Raw genomic sequence first — 16606 nt, forward strand, 5'->3', positions numbered from 1 at the left:
AGAGCGACCGGCCGACATGACCGAGGACATGACCGGCGTCCCGCGCGAGCCGGGCAGCCAGTGGTACGACAACGAGGCCGGACCCTTGGTGCGCCCGTACGCCATGACAGGCGGCCGCACCAAGCCGGGCCCCACCGGGGTGCGTTTCGATCTGATCGCCCTGGTCACCCTGGACCCGGGCGCGCCCGACGCGGACGGCCCGGCACTCGGGCCCGAGCATCGGGCGCTCATCGACCTGTGCCGCACGGAGACGCAGTCGGTCGCCGAACTCGCGGCGGGCGCGGACCTGCCCGTGGGGGTGGTCCGGGTCCTTCTCGGCGACCTCCTGGAACTCGGCCGCGTCACCGTCAGCCGGCCGGTCCCGCCCGCGCACCTGCCCGACGAACGCATCCTCCGCGAGGTCATCGAGGGGCTGCGGGCCCTGTAGACCGGGCGGCCGCCGCACCTGTGGGCGCACACCCGAGCCGACCCGGGCGCAGAACGGACCCGCCTGGCACCGGCTCACGCACACCTTCGGACCGCGAACGCGCAGAGGACGGTCAGATGGTGCAGATTACGGTCGAACCCCTCGGAAAGGGGCCCCAGTTGTCATGATGCTGACTTCGCACACCTGCACCGCAGCCGTCCTCTCCCGAGAGAAGTGATCCATGGTCTCCGAGCACTCCGATGCCACAGGTGGCGAGACGGCCCCCCTGGCGTTGAAGATTCTGGTCGCCGGCGGGTTCGGCGTCGGCAAGACCACCCTGGTGGGCGCGGTCAGCGAGATCAAACCGCTGCGCACCGAGGAACTGCTGAGCGAAGCGGGCCAGTGGGTGGACGACACCGACGGAGTGGACCAGAAGGTCACCACGACCGTCGCCATGGACTTCGGCCGGATCACCATCCGCTCCGGCCTCTCCCTGTACCTGTTCGGCACCCCCGGCCAGGACCGCTTCTGGTTCCTGTGGGACGAGTTGTCACAAGGAGCGCTGGGCGCTGTCGTCCTGGCCGACACCCGGCGCCTCGAGGACTGTTTCCCCGCCGTCGACTACTTCGAGCACCGGCACATCCCCTTCGTCGTCGCCGTCAACTGCTTCACGGGCGCCCGGACCTACGGCGCCCAGGACGTCTCGCGCGCCCTCGACCTCGACGGCGGAACCCCCGTCGTGCTGTGCGACGCACGGGACCGCGCCTCGGGGAAGGAGGTGCTGATCCGGCTCGTCGAGTACGCCGGACGGATGCACACCGCCCGGCTGCTCGACTCGGTGAGCTGAGGGGGCAGCCGTCAGCCGGCGATGGACCTCCGCGCCAGCACCTTGTCGATCGCGACCCGCACCAGCAGTTCGCCGGGTACACCGTTGCGGGCACCGAACTCCTCGGCACGCTCCTCGCCCATGTACCGGGCCCCGATGCGAGCCGCCCAGTACCGGACCTCAGCGAGATCCTCCGAGAGCCGGGCCCGGCCCTGGAGCACCACGAAGTCGAACGGGGGCCGGTCGTCGTCCACGCACAGGGCGATCCGGCCGTCCCGCGCCAGGTTCCGCCCCTTCACCGTCTCCTTGCCGGTGTTGAACACCACCTCGTCCCCGTCGAGCAGGAACCACACCGGTGCCACGTGCGGACTGCCGTCGGCCCGGACCGTGGACAGTTTCCCGGTGCGGGTGCCGTACGAGACGAACGCCCGCCATTCGTCGTCGGTCATCTTCTGCGCCATGCCGCAATCCTCCTTGCTCCGGCGCCCGTTCCTGGGGAAGGCTGGCGGGCGTTTCCTCCGGCGAGGCGGAGGAGACACGGGGGAATCTCACGGGGAACGACACGCGGGGAGACGGAGACATGGCGCAGAACCAGGGGCTGGGCTGGCTGCTGGACGACCTGACCGAGCGCGTCGACCACGTCCGCCATGCGCTGGTCCTGTCCAACGACGGACTGGTGGCGGGCGCGAGCACCGGACTGCGCCGCGAGGACGCCGAGCACCTCGCCGCGGTCTCGTCCGGTCTGCACAGCCTGGCCAAGGGATCCGGACGCCACTTCGGCGCGGGCCAGGTACGCCAGACCATGATCGAGTTCGATGAGGCGCTGCTCTTCGTCACCGCGGCCGGCTCCGGCAGCTGTCTGTGCGTGCTCAGCGGTGCGCAGGCCGACATGGGCCAGATCGCCTACGAGATGACGCTGCTCGTCAGCCGGGTCGGCGAGCACCTCACCGTGGACGCCCGGCAGCCCGACCGGGCCCCACTGGAAGAGCTCTGACCTGCACTTTTCTCGGCTCCCGTGGAGTTATCCACAGGCCCGCCACGAGATCCGCGCTTCCGGCTACGGTTTTTCCGAGGCCACCGCGGACCGTGCGGGGGCCGTCGTACTCCACGGGGGAGACCGAACATGTCCGCAAGCACCGCCGTTCCACAGCAGGCCCCGTCATGCGCCCCGAGCCGCGCGGCTCGGGAACTCGGCCTGAAACGGAGTGAGTTCGACCTCGCTGTGCACCTGGGGCGTATCAGGACCGTCCCCGACGAAGGCGGAAGGGGCCGCCGCGCGGTGCCCCGCAGCGAGCTCGGCCGGCTGCTCGGTGCCACGGAGGAACTGCGCCGGCACGTGCGGGTCGTCGGCACGGGCGAGGCGGCCGCCCTCATGCAGGTACCGGCCTCCCGGTTCACCCGCCTCGCCCGGCTGGGACTCGTCGTGCCGGTGAAGTTCTACCTGAACCGCTATCGGGCCGTCGTCTGGCTGTATCTGGCCGAGGAGCTGGAGCAGTTCACCGCCGACAAGCACAACGCATTTCTGCTCAAGGGCCGGACGCCCGAGTCGATGCGGGCTCACCTGGCGGCCGGCCGCGATCTCAGGGCCCGCAACTGGCGAGGGCGTCACCTGGGCTTCCTGCTCCGGCAGTGCGACGACCCCTGGCAACGGGCCGGAGCCCTGGCCGCGTTCCTCGACCCCCTCCAGATCGCGGAGATCGTGGAAGATCCCTACGAGCGCACCCACCTGGACCGGTTCCGGCCCGGACCACCCGCCCACGGCGCCCCGGGCAGCCCGGCCGCGCACCTCGTCGAGAAGATCGTCACGGCAGGCGACCCGGACGAGATCGCCTGGCTCCGGGCCGACCTGGACCGCACCCTGGACGAAGCCCGCGCACACCGGCCCGCGCCGCGCCCGGCACCTTCACTCCCGGCGGAGGAACCACGGACGCCACCGCGCCCCCGGTGCGCGCCGCGCGGCCTGCTGAGCCTCCTGCGCCGCAGAAGCTCCTGACACGCAGGCGCTACAGCTTCCGGAACAGTCCTTCCTGGACGACCGACACCAGCAGGCGCCCCTGAAGGTCGTAGATCCGCCCGCGGGCCAGGCCGCGCCCGCCGGTGGCGATCGGTGACTCCTGGTCGTACAGGAACCACTCGTCCGCGCGGAACGGCCGGTGGAACCACATCGCGTGGTCCAGCGACGCCATGTCGAAGTTCCGCTGCCCCCACAGGGGTTCCACCGGCAGGCGGACGGCGTCCAGGAGCGTCATGTCGCTGGCGTACGTCAGCGCGCAGGTGTGCACCAGCGGATCGTCGCCCAGCGGCCCCACCGCGCGCATCCACACCGCGCTGCGCGGCTCGGCGTCCTTGACGTCCTCGGCACTCCAGCGCAGCCGGTCCGCGTACCGGATGTCGAAGGGCTGACGGCGCGCCATCCGCTCCAACTGATCGGGCAGCGAGCCCAGATGCTGCCGGATCTCCTCCGTGACCGTCGGCAGGGACTCCGGGTCCGGTACCTCACGGGCCGGCGGCAGCTGGTGCTCGAAGGGACCTTCCTCAGGCTTGTGAAAGGAGGCGGTGAGATTGAAGATCGTGCGGCCCTGCTGCACGGCGGTGACCCGGCGCGTGGTGAACGACCGCCCGTCCCGCACCCGCTCGACCTGGTACACGATCGGCACACCCGGCCGTCCCGGGCGCAGGAAGTACGCGTGCAGCGAGTGCACGGGCCGGTCGCCGTCGGTGGTCCGGCCGGCCGCGACCAGCGCCTGGCCGGCCACCTGTCCGCCGAAGACCCGCTGCAGGGACTCCTGCGGACTGCGGCCGCGGAAGATGTTGACCTCGATCTGCTCCAGGTCGAGCAGGTCGACGAGCCTCTCGGCGGGGTTCGTCATCGGTGCGCTTCTCCTGTGCCTCGCGCTGTTCTCACAGTTGGCCCACGTCCGTGACACGGACGACCGCCCGGCCCTCCGCGTCGGAGGCCGTGAGGTCGATCTCCGCGCTGATGCCCCAGTCGTGGTCGTCGTTCGGGTCGTCGAAGATCTGGCGGACCCGCCACAGAGCGTTCTGCGGCTCCTCCTGGATCACCAGCAGCTTGGGACCGCGCGCGTCCGGGCCGGTGCCCAGGTCGTCGTACTCGTCCCAGTACTTGTCCATCGCCTCGCCCCACGCATCGGCGTCCCAGCCGGACTCGGCGTCCATCTCGCCCAGCTCCTCGACATGGTCGAGAGCCGCCAGCTCGACCCGCCGGAACAGGGCGTTGCGCACGAGGACCCGGAAGGCCCGCGCGTTGGCGGTGACCGGCTTGACCTCGTCGGCCTTCTCCTGGGCCTCCTCCGCGGTCATCTCCTCCGGGTTGGCGAGCTGCTCCCACTCGTCCAGCAGACTGGAGTCGACCTGGCGCACCATCTCGCCCAGCCACTCGATCAGATCCTGAAGGTCCTCCGACTTGAGGTCGTCGGGGACGGTGTGGTCGAGGGCCTTGTAGGCGCTCGCCAGGTAGCGCAGCACGATGCCCTCGGTGCGGGCCAGCTCGTAGTGGGACACCAGCTCCGTGAAGGACTGGGCCCGCTCGTACATGTCACGGATGACGGACTTGGGCGACAGCGGGTGGTCGCCGACCCACGGGTGGCTCTTGCGGTACGTGTTGTAGGCGTGGAACAGCAGTTCCTCGAGGGGCTTCGGGTACGTGATGTCCTGGAGCCGCGCCATGCGCTCCTCGTACTCGACACCGTCCGCCTTCATCGCGGCCACGGCCTCGCCGCGCGCCTTGTTCTGCTGGGCGGCCAGGATCTGCCGGGGGTCGTCCAGGGTGGACTCCACGACGGAGACCATGTCCAGGGCGTACGACGGCGACTCGGGGTCGAGCAGTTCGAACGCGGCCAACGCGAAGGTGGACAGCGGCTGGTTCAGCGCGAAGTCCTGCTGGAGGTCCACGGTCAGGCGGACGATCCGGCCGGTGGCGTCCGGCTCGTCGAGCTTCTCGACGATCCCGCCGTCCAGCAGCGAACGGTAGATCGCGATCGCGCGCCGGATGTGCCGCAGCTGCTGGCGCCGCGGCTCGTGGTTGTCCTCCAGCAGATGACGCATCGCCTCGAAGGCGTTGCCCGGCCGGGCGATCACCGACAGCAGCATCGTGTGCGTCACCCGGAACCGGGACGTCAGCGGCTCCGGCTCCGACTCGATCAGCTTGTCGAACGTGTTCTCCGTCCAGCCGACGAAGCCCTCCGGCGCCTTCTTGCGGACCACCTTGCGGCGCTTCTTCGGGTCGTCGCCCGCCTTGGCGAGCGCCTTCTCGTTCTCGATGACGTGCTCGGGCGCCTGCGCCACCACGAAGCCCGCCGTGTCGAAGCCGGCCCGCCCGGCCCGGCCGGCGATCTGGTGGAACTCACGCGCCCGCAGGGTGCGCACCCGGTTGCCGTCGTACTTGGTCAGCGCCGTGAACAGCACGGTACGGATCGGCACGTTGACACCGACGCCGAGCGTGTCCGTGCCGCAGATGACCTTCAGCAGACCGGCCTGGGCGAGCTTCTCCACCAGCCGCCGGTACTTGGGCAGCATGCCGGCGTGGTGGACGCCGATGCCGTGCCGTACGTAACGGGAGAGGTTCTGTCCGAACTTGGTGGTGAAGCGGAAATTGCCGATCAGATCGGCGATCTGTTCCTTCTCCTCCTTCGAGCACATGTTGATGCTCATCAGCGCCTGCGCCCGTTCCACCGCCTGCGCCTGGGTGAAGTGCACGATGTAGACGGGCGCCTGCCTCGTCTCCAGCAGGTCGGTCAGCGTCTCCGTCAGCGGGGTGTAGCGGTATTCGTACGACAGCGGCACCGGCCGGGTCGCCGAGCGGACCACCGCGGTGGGGCGGCCGGTGCGGCGGGCGAGGTCCTTCTCGAAGAAGGACACGTCGCCGAGGGTCGCCGACATGAGGACGAACTGCGCCTGCGGCAGCTCCAGGATGGGGATCTGCCAGGCCCAGCCGCGGTCGCCCTCGGCGTAGAAATGGAACTCGTCCATCACCACCTGGCCCACGTCCGCGTGCTTGCCGTCGCGCAGGGCGATCGAGGCGAGCACCTCGGCGGTGCAGCAGATGACCGGGGCGTCGGAGTTGACCGACGCGTCGCCGGTCAGCATGCCCACGTTCTCCGTGCCGAAGATCTTGCACAGCTCGAAGAACTTCTCCGACACCAGTGCCTTGATCGGCGCGGTGTAGAAGGTGACCTCGTCCCGGGCCAGTGCCGCGAAGTGCGCTGCCGCGGCGATCATGCTCTTGCCGGAGCCGGTCGGCGTCGACACGATCACGTTCGCCCCGGAGACCACCTCGATCAGCGCCTCCTCCTGGTGGGGGTAGAGCGTCAGACCGCGCTCCTGGGCCCAGGACTCGAAGGCTTCGTACAGGGCGTCGGGATCTGCGGTCGGCGGCAACTGATCGATGAGGGTCACGACCCCATCTTGCCTGCCCGCGAGCCCGATGGGGGAATCGGCTGCCGGTCCGAAGATCACGGCCGCTACGCTGTGTCGCCGACGGCGCGTCATCGCACCCGGTCAACTGGACAGCGGCACACGAGGAATAGGGCGGGCAACGGCCATGATGGGACCAGCACACTCACTGTCGGGCGCCGCCGCCTGGCTAGGCGTCGGCGCGGCCGCCGCCGCGGCGGGGCACACCATGCCCTGGCCGGTCCTCCTCTCCGGTGCGCTGATCTGCGCCGGTGCGGCGCTCGCACCGGACCTCGACCACAAGGCCGCCACCATCTCCCGCTCCTTCGGCCCGGTCTCCCGGTGGCTGTGCGAGATCGTCGACAAACTCTCGTACGCCGTCTACAAAGCCACGAGGATGCAGGGCGACCCGCGCCGCTCCGGCGGGCACCGCACCCTCACCCACACCTGGCTGTGGGCGGTCATGATCGGTGCGGGCGCCTCGGCGCTGGCGATCGCCGGTGGCCGGTGGGCGGTGCTGGCGATCCTCTTCGTGCACATGGTGCTGGCGATCGAGGGCCTGCTGTGGCGGGCGGCGCGGGGCTCCAGCAGCGATGTGCTGGTGTGGCTGCTGGCCGCGACCAGCGCGTGGATCCTCGCCGGTGTCCTGGACAAGCCCGGCAACGGCGCGGACTGGCTGTTCACGGACCCCGGCCAGGAGTACCTGTGGCTGGGGCTGCCGATCCTGCTGGGCGCCCTGGTGCACGACATCGGCGACGCGCTGACCGTCTCCGGCTGCCCGGTCCTGTGGCCCATCCCGATCGGGCGCAAGCGCTGGTACCCGTTGGGTCCGCCGAAGGCGATGCGGTTCCGGGCGGGCAGCTGGGTCGAGCTGAAGGTGCTGATGCCGGTGTTCATGCTGCTCGGGGGAGTCGGCGCCGCGGCCGCGCTCAACGTCATCTGAGGCAGGCCGCGGGCGGGGGCGACGGCTCAGCCGGTTCCGCCCTCGCCGTAGCGGCGCTCGAAGCGGGCGACACGGCCTTCCGTGTCCACCGTGCGGGCCTTGCCCGTGTAGAAGGGGTGGCTCTCCGAGGAGATCTCCACGTCCACCACGGGGTACGTCTCGCCGTCGTCCCACTCGATGGTCTGGTCGCTGGAGGCGGTGGACCGGGTGAGGAAGGCGTAGCCGGCGGTGCGGTCGCGGAAGACGACCTGGTGGTAGTCGGGCTGCTTGTCCTGCTGCATGGATGCTCCTCGTCCTCGTCCTCGTCCTCGTCGTCCTCGGACTCGTCCTGGTGTGGTGCAGGCCCTGGAACAGGGGGCGGCGGGTCAGCCGGACAGGCTGTCCTCGTCGACGATGTGCATGGCCGCCTCCTCCGCGGACGCGGCCGCGCCGTCGATACCGACGTCGCTGGCGACCATGGCGCTCTCCTCGTCCTCGTGGGCGCCTTCGTCCGGTGCGACGAGCCGGCCCGACCGGGCCGCGCCGACCTCGTTGTCGAGGAGTTCCCCGTCGGTGCCGTCGCAGTCGCCGAGGCCGTCCCCGTCGGGCACGGGGAGGTCGGGCAGCTCTTCGGCGAGCCGCTGGTCCAGGGTCTCGCCCTGCCGGCGCTCGGCGGCCGTCACCCCGTTGTGCTCCACCGCCCAGGGCCGCTCGGGCGGGGACCAGCCGCGGTCGAGGGGGTCCGAGACTCCGTCGTCCACGAGTGTGTCCTCCGCGTCGAGCAGTCCCGAGTCCTCCTGGATGTCGGAGGCGTCGGGCTGGTAGACGTCGTCCCCCCATCCGTCGACGCTGTTCACGGGTACCTCCAGGGGGTGACCGGCCCGTTCTCACCGCGGTCGGCGGTGGGGCACCGCCGCACGGGGCACCGGCCTGGCCCGGCATGCACGGGATGGATCCGGGCCGATTCCCACGCGGGTGCCGGTATCCAGCGTTCCATCCCGCTTCGGCACCGCGCAACGCCAGAGCGAAGTCGAAACGGAGACGGTGCCGCCGGGGCCGGAGCACGGGGTACCACACGTGCGACGATCGCCGGGCCCCCGACCCCCGGGCCGCACCGGGCGACGGGCCTCGGGCTGCGCCGCGGCCCGCAGGTACGACCACCGTGCCGCAGCGCCGACCTCCCGGGGCCCGTCTCACCCGTGCCAGGAGCGCCACAGTGCCGCGTAGGCCCCGTCCGCGCCGACCAGCTCCGTGTGGCTGCCCAGTTCGCTGATGCGGCCGTTCTCGACGACGGCGATGAGGTCGGCGTCGTGGGCGGTGTGGAGGCGGTGGGCGATGGCGACGACCGTGCGGCCGTCCAGGACGCGGGCGAGGGACCGCTCCAGGTGGCGGGCGGCACGCGGGTCCAGCAGCGAGGTCGCCTCGTCCAGGACCAGGGTGTGGGGATCGGCCAGCACCAGCCGGGCCAGGGCGATCTGCTGGGCCTGGGCCGGGGTGAGCGCGACGCCGCCCGAGCCGACCTCGGTGTCCAGCCCCTGGTCCAGGGCCCGTGCCCAGCCGTCCGCGTCGACCGAGCCCAGCGCCGCCCACAGCTCGTCGTCCTCGGCACCGGTCCTGGCCAGCCGCAGGTTGTCCCGCAGGGAGCCGACGAAGACGTGGTGCTCCTGGTTGACGAGTGCCACGTGGGAGCGGACGCGTTCGGCGGTCATCCGGGACAGCTCGGCCCCGCCGAGGGTGATCCGGCCGTCGCGCGGCGCGTAGATGCCGGCGAGGAGCCGGCCCAGCGTGGACTTGCCCGCGCCCGACGGACCGACGAGAGCCAGCCGGGTGCCGGGGGCGACCTCCAGGGACACCTTGCGCAGCACGTCGACGCCCTCGCGGTAGCCGAAGTGGACCCCCTCGGCGAGGACGTCCCGCCCGTCCGGCGCCAGCCCGGTCTCGCCGGCGTCCGGTTCGATGTCCCGCACCCCGACGAGGCGGGCCAGCGACACCTGCGCGACCTGCAGCTCGTCGTACCAGCGCAGGATGAGGTTGACCGGGTCGACGAGCATCTGTGCCAGCAGTGCGCCGGTCGTCAGCTGGCCCACTCCGATCCAGCCGTGCAGGACGAACACCCCGCCGAGCATGAGGACCGAGCCCAGCACGGTGACGTGCACCAGGTTGATGACCGGGAACAGCACCGAGCGCAGCCACATGGTGTAGCGCTCCCAGGCGGTCCACTGCCGGATCCGCAGCTTCGACAGCTCGATCCGGCGGTCACCGAGCCGGTGGGCCTCGACGGTGCGGCCGGCGTCCACGGTCTCGGCGAGCGCGGCGGCCACGGCGGCGTACCCGGCGGCCTCCGAGCGGTAGCCGGACGGCGCCCGCTTGAAGTACCAGCGGCAGCCCACCACCAGCAGCGGCACCGCGATCAGCACGGCGGGTGCGAGGGGCGGTGCCATGACGACGAGTCCGCCGAGCAGCAGGGCGGCCCACAGCACGCCGATGGTCAGCTGGGGCACGGCCTCGCGCATGGCGTTGCCGAGCCGGTCGATGTCCGTGGTGATGCGGGACAGCAGATCGCCGGTACCGGCCCGCTCCAGTACGCCCGGCGGCAGCCGGACCGACCGTACGAGGAAGTCCTCGCGCAGATCGGCCAGCATCCGCTCGCCGAGCATGGCGCCGCGCAGCCGCACCTGGCGGACGAACGCGGCCTGGACGACGAGGGCGGACACGAACAGCGTGGCGACGATCCCCAGATGGAGCTCCCGGGCCCCGTCGGAGAGCCGTTCCACGACGTCGCCGAGGAGCCAGGGGCCCACCATCGAGGCGACGGTGGCGACGGTGTTGACGAGCAGCAGGAGCAGGAAGGCGCGGCGGTGCCGGCGCAGGAGTTCGGCCACGTAGGCACGGACGGTCGCCGGGGCGCCGACGGGCAGCGTGTTCGCCGTCGTCGGTGCCGCCGGGTCGAACGCGGGTGGCGGCACGCCGATCATGCGGTCTCCTCGATCTCTTCCAGTTCGTTCAGTTCGTCCAGCTCGGTTCCGTCCACTTCGGCCCCGTCATGCCGGGTCGGGGCGTCGCCGGAGGCCGTCTCCTCGTCGGTCTCGCGGGTGACCACGGCCCGGTACCGGGGTTCGGTGTGCAGCAGTGCGCGGTGCTCACCGACGGCGACGACCTCGCCCTCGTGGACCAGGGCGACCCGGTCGGCCCGGTCGAGCAGCAGCGGGGAGGAGGTGAACACCACGGTCGTGCGACCGGTCCGCAGCCCACGCACCCCTTCGGCGATCCGGGCCTCGGTGTGCGAGTCGACGGCCGAGGTGGGCTCGTCGAGGACGAGCACCTCCGGGTCGGTGAGCAGCGACCGGGCCAGGGCGAGCCGCTGCCGCTGGCCGCCGGAGAGGGAGCGGCCGCGTTCGGTGATCCGGGCGTCCATCGGGTCGTCGGCGTCGAGGGAGCCCTGCACCAGGGCCTCCAGGACGTCCCCGCACTGGGCGGCGGCCAGCGCGTCCCGCGGGTCCACATCACCGGAGGCGGGCACGTCGAGCAGTTCGCGCAGTGAACCGGACAGCAGCACCGGGTCCTTGTCCTGGACGAGGACGGCCGTGCGCGCGGTCTCCAGCGGGAGTTCGTCCAGCGGGACGCCGCCGAGCAGCACCGACGGCCCGTCCTCCGGAGGGTGGCCGCCCAGCCGTTCCGCGAGCAGTCCGGCCGCGTCCGGGTCGCCGCACACCACCGCGGTGAAGCGGCCGGCCGGGGCGAGCAGTCCGGTCGCCGGGTCATACAGGTCGCCCGAGGGCATGTCCCCCGCGCGCGATCCGCCGATGTCCGTGACCCGCTCCAGCGACAGCACGCGGGCGGCGCGCTTGGCCGAGGGACGCGAGAAGGAGTAGGCCATCGCGATCTCCTCGAAGTGCCGGAGGGGATACGTCAGGACCATGACGGAGCTGTAGACCGCGACCAGTTCACCGACGGAGATGCGGCCCTCGTGGACGAGACGGACGCCGTAGCAGACGACCGCGATCATCAGCAGGCCGGGCAGCAGCACCTGGATGGCGGTGATCAGGGCCCACATGCGGGCGCTGCGCACGGCCGCGTGCCGGACTTCCTGGGAGGCGCGGCGGTAGCGGTCGAGGAAGAGTTCCTCGCCGCCGATGCCGCGCAGCACCCGTAGACCGGCCACGGTGTCCGAGGCCAGTTCGGTGGCGCGTCCCGCCTTCTCGCGCTGCTCGTCGGCCCGGCGCGTCGCGCGCGGCAGCAGCGGCAGCACCGCGATCGCGAGGACGGGCAGGCCGACGGCCACCACGATGCCGAGGGCCGGCTGGTACACGACCAGGCCGACACAGACCAGCACGACGGTCAGGGCCGCGGCGGTGAAGCGGGAGACGGCCTCGACGAACCAGCCGATCTTCTCGACGTCACCGGTGGACACGGCCACGACCTCGCCGGCCGCGACCCGCCGGGTCAGCGCCGATCCCAGCTGGGCGGCCTGGCGGGCGAGGAGTTGCTGGACGCGGGCGGCGGCGGTGATCCAGTTGGTGACGGCGGTGCGGTGCAGGAAGGTGTCGCCGATCGCGGTGGCCGCGCCGAACAGGGCCATCAGCCCGCCGGCCAGGGCGAGGCGGCTGCCGGAGCGGTCGACCACGGCCTCGATGGCGAACCCGACGCAGAACGGCTGCGCCGAGACGGCGACGAAGTGCAGCAGTCCCCAGGCCAGGGACTTGAGCTGGCCGCCCAGTTGGTTGCGGCCGAGCCACCACAGGAAGCGAGGTCCCGAGCGCGCGTCCGGCACACCCGGGTCGGGATACGGAAGGTCTTGGATCTGCATGACGTCCCAGTGGCTCGTGTCAGGGGAGGGAGGGAGAGGCGGGGTGGGGCGGGGGCGGGGCGGGGGCGGGGCGGGGGTGGGGGAGACGAAGGTGAGGGCAGGCATGGGAAGAACCCGCGAGGTGCGGCAACAAACCGTGAAAGGTTCGCGTCGGAGCGTGGTCGGAATCAACTGGTTTTCCGTCGCGGACGCAGGCTTCCGGCTGCTCGCCGACACGGCCCCGGTGTCCGGAATCTGACAGATATGCCGGGAAAGTGATGCAAGCATGGGCGGATGCGACATGGCGGTGTGCGGTCCCGGGCGGCCGCGACGGTGGCCGGAGTTCTCCTTCTCGCGGCCCTGTCCGCGTGCGGCGGCACGGACACGGGGCGGGGTGGCGGCAGCAGGGCGGTGGCGGGACCCGAGGGCAGTGCCGCCCCGTCGAGTGCCGCCGAGTCGAGCGCCCCGGCGTCGAGTGCGCCCGCTCCCACGCGCATCCCGGACATCGGCGATCGGCTGCACCGACGTATTCCGGCCACTTCTCGCCAGGTTCTGGCGGTCTACGGCGACGGAGCGGACTCCGCGGAGGCCGTCGCCGTGCTGTATGGCAAACGGGGCCCGGTCTGGGAGCGCGTGCGCAGCTGGCCCGCGCACAACGGCAGGAAGGGGTGGACCCCCGACCACCGCCTGGGGGACAACCGCAGCCCCGTCGGCGTCTTCACGCTCACCGCCGCGGGCGGCGTCCTGGCCGATCCCGGGACCAGGCTGCCGTACACACGGTCGGAGGACTACGCGGCACCGCGCTGGTGGGACGAGTCGCACTGGCACGACTTCGACTACGTCATCGCCATCGACTACAACCGGGTCCCGGGCACACCGCCCGACGACGGGGAGCAGCCCCTGGGGGAGGAGAAGGGCGGCGGGATCTGGCTGCACCTGGACCACGGCGACGGCACGTCCGCCTGCGTCAGTCTGTCCAAGGAGGCGATGGAGTACCTGCTGCTCGCGCTCGACCCGGAGCGGGACCCCGTGGTGGTGATGGGGGACAGGGACGCGCTGAAGGCGTAGGTCCGGCGGGGGAGGCGTCATTGCGGGCGCGGGCCGAATCCCCGTAGAACACCGGCCATGAAGAGACGGTTAATCATGTCCATGCTCACCGGGGCGACCCTCCTGGTGAGCACCCTCCTCGGGGCGGCTCCGGCCCGATCGGCCGACGTCCCCGCCGAGTTCGGCACCGACTGGCACGACCCCGTGACCGCGGCGCCCCCCGTCGACAAGCCTTCGGGCAGGTCCTGCCGAGTCACCGTCGCCGAGGCGCAGTTCCGGGACTTCACCCCGTACCGAGGCACCTACGCCCCGCCGGACGGCTGCGGTGACCGCTGGAGCAAGGTGGTGCTGCGCCTCGACGGCAAGGTCAAGGGGCGGCAGTTCGACCGGCTCGGCTATCTGCATGTCGGCGGGGTCGAGATCTTCCGTACGTCGACTCCCGAGCCCTCTCCCGACGGCATCGAATGGTCCGTGGAGAAGGACGTCACCCGGTACAGCGACACCTTCCGCCGGACCCAGGACGTCGAGATGCTCATCGGGAACGTCGTCGACGACACCTACACGGGCGTGCTCGACGTCAAGGTCACGCTGACCTTCTACGCCGGGAAGGAACCGGCCGCGACCCCCGACCGCGTCCTCACCCTGACCGACGGCGCGACCCTCACCACCCCCCGCAACAGCGAACGCGTCGTCGCGGAGGTGTACGCGACCGGCTCCGGCGGAGGCTGCGAGGAGTACTGGTATCTGACGGTGCCCGCGCAGGCGCCGTACTCCTGCCGGGCGGACGACGGCCCGTACCGCGAGGTGCAGGTCAGGGTCGACGGGCAACTGGCCGGAATCGCCACCCCGTTCCCCACCGTGTGGACCGGCGGCTGGTCCAACCCCTTCCTCTGGTACGTGATCCCGGGCCCCCGTGCCTTCGACATCAAGCCCATCGCATACGACCTGACCCCCTTCGCCGGAATCCTCAACGACGGGCGCCCGCACCGCCTCGAGGTGTCGGTCGTCGGCGTGCCCGCGGGGCAGGGCGGCTGGAGCACGCCGGTCAACGTGCTGGTCTGGCGCGACCACGGCAGGGCGGTCGTCCCCGGGAAGCTGCTCAGCGGCGATGCCGGTGACCTGACCGGCTCCACCGTCTACACGCCCGGCACGGAACACCGCCTCGACACCGAGGGAGGGCACCGGCTGACCGTCGCCGGGTACCTCGACACCTCGCACGGCCGGGTGCGCACCACCGTCAGCCGCACCCTGGCCAACACCTCCGCGCACCGCTGGACCGACGGCGAGACCGTGGACGGCCTCGACGCGACCTGGACGGACGACGAGAAGGTCACGGTCGCCGACCGCGGACGGACCGTCACCACCCGGACCCACCGCGCCTACACGATGGACGGCACCACCACCCTCGGCGCGGACGACCGGCTGCGGACCGTGCTGACGCTCGGCGACCGGGCCGACGCGGTGACGACCCGGAACGGCCGGCGCGCGGCCTGGTCGCGGCTCGACGACACCTACACCGGCGACGCCACGTACACCGTCGGAGTGCCCCGCGACCAGCGGCACGCGGTCGGCACGACGAGTGAGCACTACCGGCTCCGCGGCTCGGACGGTTGCCGCGACCGCCGACTCATCACGGTCCAGGGGGTGTTGACGGAGGATCGCGGCGGCTGCTGAGTCGACGGGTGTGCGACGCGTCACGCGTGGCGGGATTTACACGGCCGAAACACGGAGGTCTTGTGCGCGATCAACGGCACCTTCACAGTGATCGCAACGGAAGCCACTTTCCGCATCGCAGAAGTCTCTTGTCCCCAGGGGCTTCCGTGGTGCCGTCGTCCCCCACAAGGAGTGCCCGTGCCGCCGTCCGTCCCGTCGCTGCCGCGACGCGTCGCACGCATACTGCGTACCTCACTCTTCGCGCAGGTCGCCTGCGCGCTCGTGCTCGGCATCGTCGTCGGAAAGCTGTGGCCCGGCGTGGCCACGGACCTCCAGCCGCTCGGCGACGGTTTCACCCGGCTCATCAAGACGATCATCTCGCCGCTGGTGTTCTGCGTGGTCGTCGTCGGCATCGCCAAGGCCGGTGACCTCAAGGCGTTCGGCCGGATCGGGCTCAAGGCCCTGATCTGGTTCGAGGTCGCCAGCACGCTCGCCCTGATCATCGGGCTGCTCGCCGCCAACGTCGTCCAGCCCGGCTCGGGCATGAACGTCGACCCGTCCACCCTGGACACCTCGGCGGTCGACGCCAAGACGGGCGGCGGCTCACTGCCCTCGACGACCGAGTTCGTCGTGAACGCGCTGCCCACCAGTTTCATCGGTGCCTTCGCCGAGAACTCCCTGCTCCAGGTGCTCATCCTGGCGTGTCTGGTGGGCGCCGCGCTGCTGCACCTCGGGCACACGAAGGTGCCGCAGGTGCTGCCCGCGATCGAACAGGCCCAGGAGATCATCTTCGCGATCGTCGGCTTCGTCATGCGACTGGCACCGATCGCGGTGTTCGGCGCGATGGCCGTCCTGATCGGGAACTACGGGCTCGGTGTCATCGAGACCTACGCCAAGCTGATCATCCTGTGTTACGCGGCGGCGGCGTTCTTCATCGCGCTGCTGGCCGTGGCCCTGCGCCTGGTGACCGGGCTCAGCCTCTGGAAGTTCCTGCGCTACATCCGTGAGGAGATGCTGCTCGCGCTCGGCACCGCCTCCACCGAGGCCGTCATGCCGCGGGTGATGCAGAAGCTGCGCAAGGCGGGCGCCCGCGACGACGCCGTGGGTCTCGTGCTGCCCACCGGCTACTCCTTCAACCTCGACGGCGCCTCGCTGTACCTGTCCATCGGCACGCTGTTCATCGCCCAGGCCGTGGACGTCGATCTGAGCCTCGGGCAGCAGATCACCGTGGTCCTGGTGCTGATGCTGACCAGCAAGGGCATGGCGGGCATCCCCGGTTCGGCCTTCCTCGCCCTGTCCGCGACGGCGTCCTCGCTGGGCGCCATCCCGGCCGGCGCCGTCGCCCTGCTGCTCGGGGTCGACCGGATCATGGACTCGATGCGGGTCGTCACCAACCTCCTCGGCAACTGCGTCGCGGTCTTCGCGGTGTCCCGCTGGGAGGGGGCGCTGGATCTGGGCCGGGCGAAGAAGGTGCTGGACGGCGAGGTCGTGGTGGAGGCTGAGGGGACGGCGGCGGAGAAGGAGGCGTCGGCGCCGGTCGCCCAGTAGCTCGGT

At 71.3% G+C, this 16606-nt stretch carries 15 protein-coding genes; 8 read left to right on the top strand and 7 right to left on the bottom strand.

Annotation, left to right across the window (positions count from 1 at the left end; translation table 11 throughout):
• Positions 1-16: 16 nt before the first annotated feature.
• Positions 17-427 (top strand): DUF742 domain-containing protein, encoded by a 411-nt coding sequence (locus AQJ64_RS32105; RefSeq protein WP_055635066.1) that lies wholly within the window; start codon positions 17-19, stop codon positions 425-427.
• A gap of 220 nt (positions 428-647) precedes the next feature.
• Positions 648-1253: a GTP-binding protein gene (locus AQJ64_RS32110; RefSeq protein ID WP_055635067.1), complete on the top strand. Its 606-nt coding sequence runs from the start codon at positions 648-650 to the stop codon at positions 1251-1253.
• Positions 1254-1264: 11 nt separating this feature from the next.
• Here the strand turns inward: AQJ64_RS32110 and AQJ64_RS32115 are convergent, their stop codons facing one another.
• The gene (locus AQJ64_RS32115) at positions 1265-1693 is read right to left on the bottom strand and encodes a PPOX class F420-dependent oxidoreductase (RefSeq protein WP_055635068.1); all 429 of its coding nucleotides are present in this window, start codon (positions 1691-1693) and stop codon (positions 1265-1267) included.
• A 119-nt stretch (positions 1694-1812) separates the two neighbouring features.
• Between AQJ64_RS32115 and AQJ64_RS32120 the strand changes: the two genes are divergently transcribed.
• Positions 1813-2226 carry a roadblock/LC7 domain-containing protein gene (locus AQJ64_RS32120; RefSeq protein ID WP_055635069.1) on the top strand — a complete coding sequence of 138 codons (414 nt, stop codon included), beginning with the start codon at positions 1813-1815 and terminating at the stop codon, positions 2224-2226.
• 129 nt (positions 2227-2355) lie between these two features.
• Positions 2356-3225 carry a DUF6397 family protein gene (locus AQJ64_RS32125; protein ID WP_055635070.1) on the top strand — a complete coding sequence of 290 codons (870 nt, stop codon included), beginning with the start codon at positions 2356-2358 and terminating at the stop codon, positions 3223-3225.
• A gap of 10 nt (positions 3226-3235) precedes the next feature.
• Here AQJ64_RS32125 and AQJ64_RS32130 read toward each other — a convergent pair whose 3' ends face one another.
• Complete coding sequence (locus AQJ64_RS32130) at positions 3236-4102, bottom strand: acyl-CoA thioesterase (RefSeq protein ID WP_055635071.1); 867 nt, start codon at positions 4100-4102, stop codon at positions 3236-3238.
• Between the two features lie 31 nt (positions 4103-4133).
• Entirely contained in the window at positions 4134-6647 is a 2514-nt protein-coding gene (locus tag AQJ64_RS32135; RefSeq protein ID WP_055635072.1) for a DEAD/DEAH box helicase, read from the bottom strand.
• Between the two features lie 145 nt (positions 6648-6792).
• Here AQJ64_RS32135 and AQJ64_RS32140 point away from each other — a divergent pair, with 145 nt between their 5' ends.
• On the top strand, positions 6793-7587 hold the full coding sequence (locus AQJ64_RS32140) for a metal-dependent hydrolase (RefSeq protein ID WP_055635073.1): 795 nt from the start codon (positions 6793-6795) through the stop codon (positions 7585-7587).
• A 26-nt stretch (positions 7588-7613) separates the two neighbouring features.
• Here the strand turns inward: AQJ64_RS32140 and AQJ64_RS32145 are convergent, their stop codons facing one another.
• From AQJ64_RS32145 to AQJ64_RS32160, 4 genes are all read right to left on the bottom strand, one after another.
• Complete coding sequence (locus tag AQJ64_RS32145; protein ID WP_055635074.1) at positions 7614-7868, bottom strand: type B 50S ribosomal protein L31; 255 nt, start codon at positions 7866-7868, stop codon at positions 7614-7616.
• Between the two features lie 84 nt (positions 7869-7952).
• Positions 7953-8423: a DUF5709 domain-containing protein gene (locus tag AQJ64_RS32150; RefSeq protein WP_055635075.1), complete on the bottom strand. Its 471-nt coding sequence runs from the start codon at positions 8421-8423 to the stop codon at positions 7953-7955.
• Between the two features lie 336 nt (positions 8424-8759).
• The gene (locus AQJ64_RS32155) at positions 8760-10541 is read right to left on the bottom strand and encodes an ABC transporter ATP-binding protein (RefSeq protein WP_055635076.1); all 1782 of its coding nucleotides are present in this window, start codon (positions 10539-10541) and stop codon (positions 8760-8762) included.
• Positions 10538-12373: an ABC transporter ATP-binding protein gene (locus AQJ64_RS32160; RefSeq protein ID WP_055635077.1), complete on the bottom strand. Its 1836-nt coding sequence runs from the start codon at positions 12371-12373 to the stop codon at positions 10538-10540. The genes AQJ64_RS32155 and AQJ64_RS32160 overlap by 4 nt, the downstream gene beginning before the upstream one ends.
• A 273-nt stretch (positions 12374-12646) precedes the next feature.
• On the opposite strand from AQJ64_RS32160, the gene AQJ64_RS32165 reads away from it, so the two are divergent.
• The 3 genes from AQJ64_RS32165 (at position 12647) to AQJ64_RS32175 (ending at position 16600) form a co-directional block, all read left to right on the top strand.
• Complete coding sequence (locus tag AQJ64_RS32165) at positions 12647-13420, top strand: L,D-transpeptidase family protein (protein WP_055638044.1); 774 nt, start codon at positions 12647-12649, stop codon at positions 13418-13420.
• A gap of 57 nt (positions 13421-13477) precedes the next feature.
• Positions 13478-15073 carry a peptide-N4-asparagine amidase gene (locus AQJ64_RS32170; protein WP_055638045.1) on the top strand — a complete coding sequence of 532 codons (1596 nt, stop codon included), beginning with the start codon at positions 13478-13480 and terminating at the stop codon, positions 15071-15073.
• A gap of 177 nt (positions 15074-15250) precedes the next feature.
• Positions 15251-16600 carry a cation:dicarboxylate symporter family transporter gene (locus AQJ64_RS32175; RefSeq protein ID WP_055638046.1) on the top strand — a complete coding sequence of 450 codons (1350 nt, stop codon included), beginning with the start codon at positions 15251-15253 and terminating at the stop codon, positions 16598-16600.
• Positions 16601-16606: the final 6 nt, after the last annotated feature.

It is taken from the genome of Streptomyces griseoruber, from assembly GCF_001514205.1.
Taxonomy (GTDB): Bacteria; Actinomycetota; Actinomycetes; order Streptomycetales; family Streptomycetaceae; genus Streptomyces; species Streptomyces griseoruber.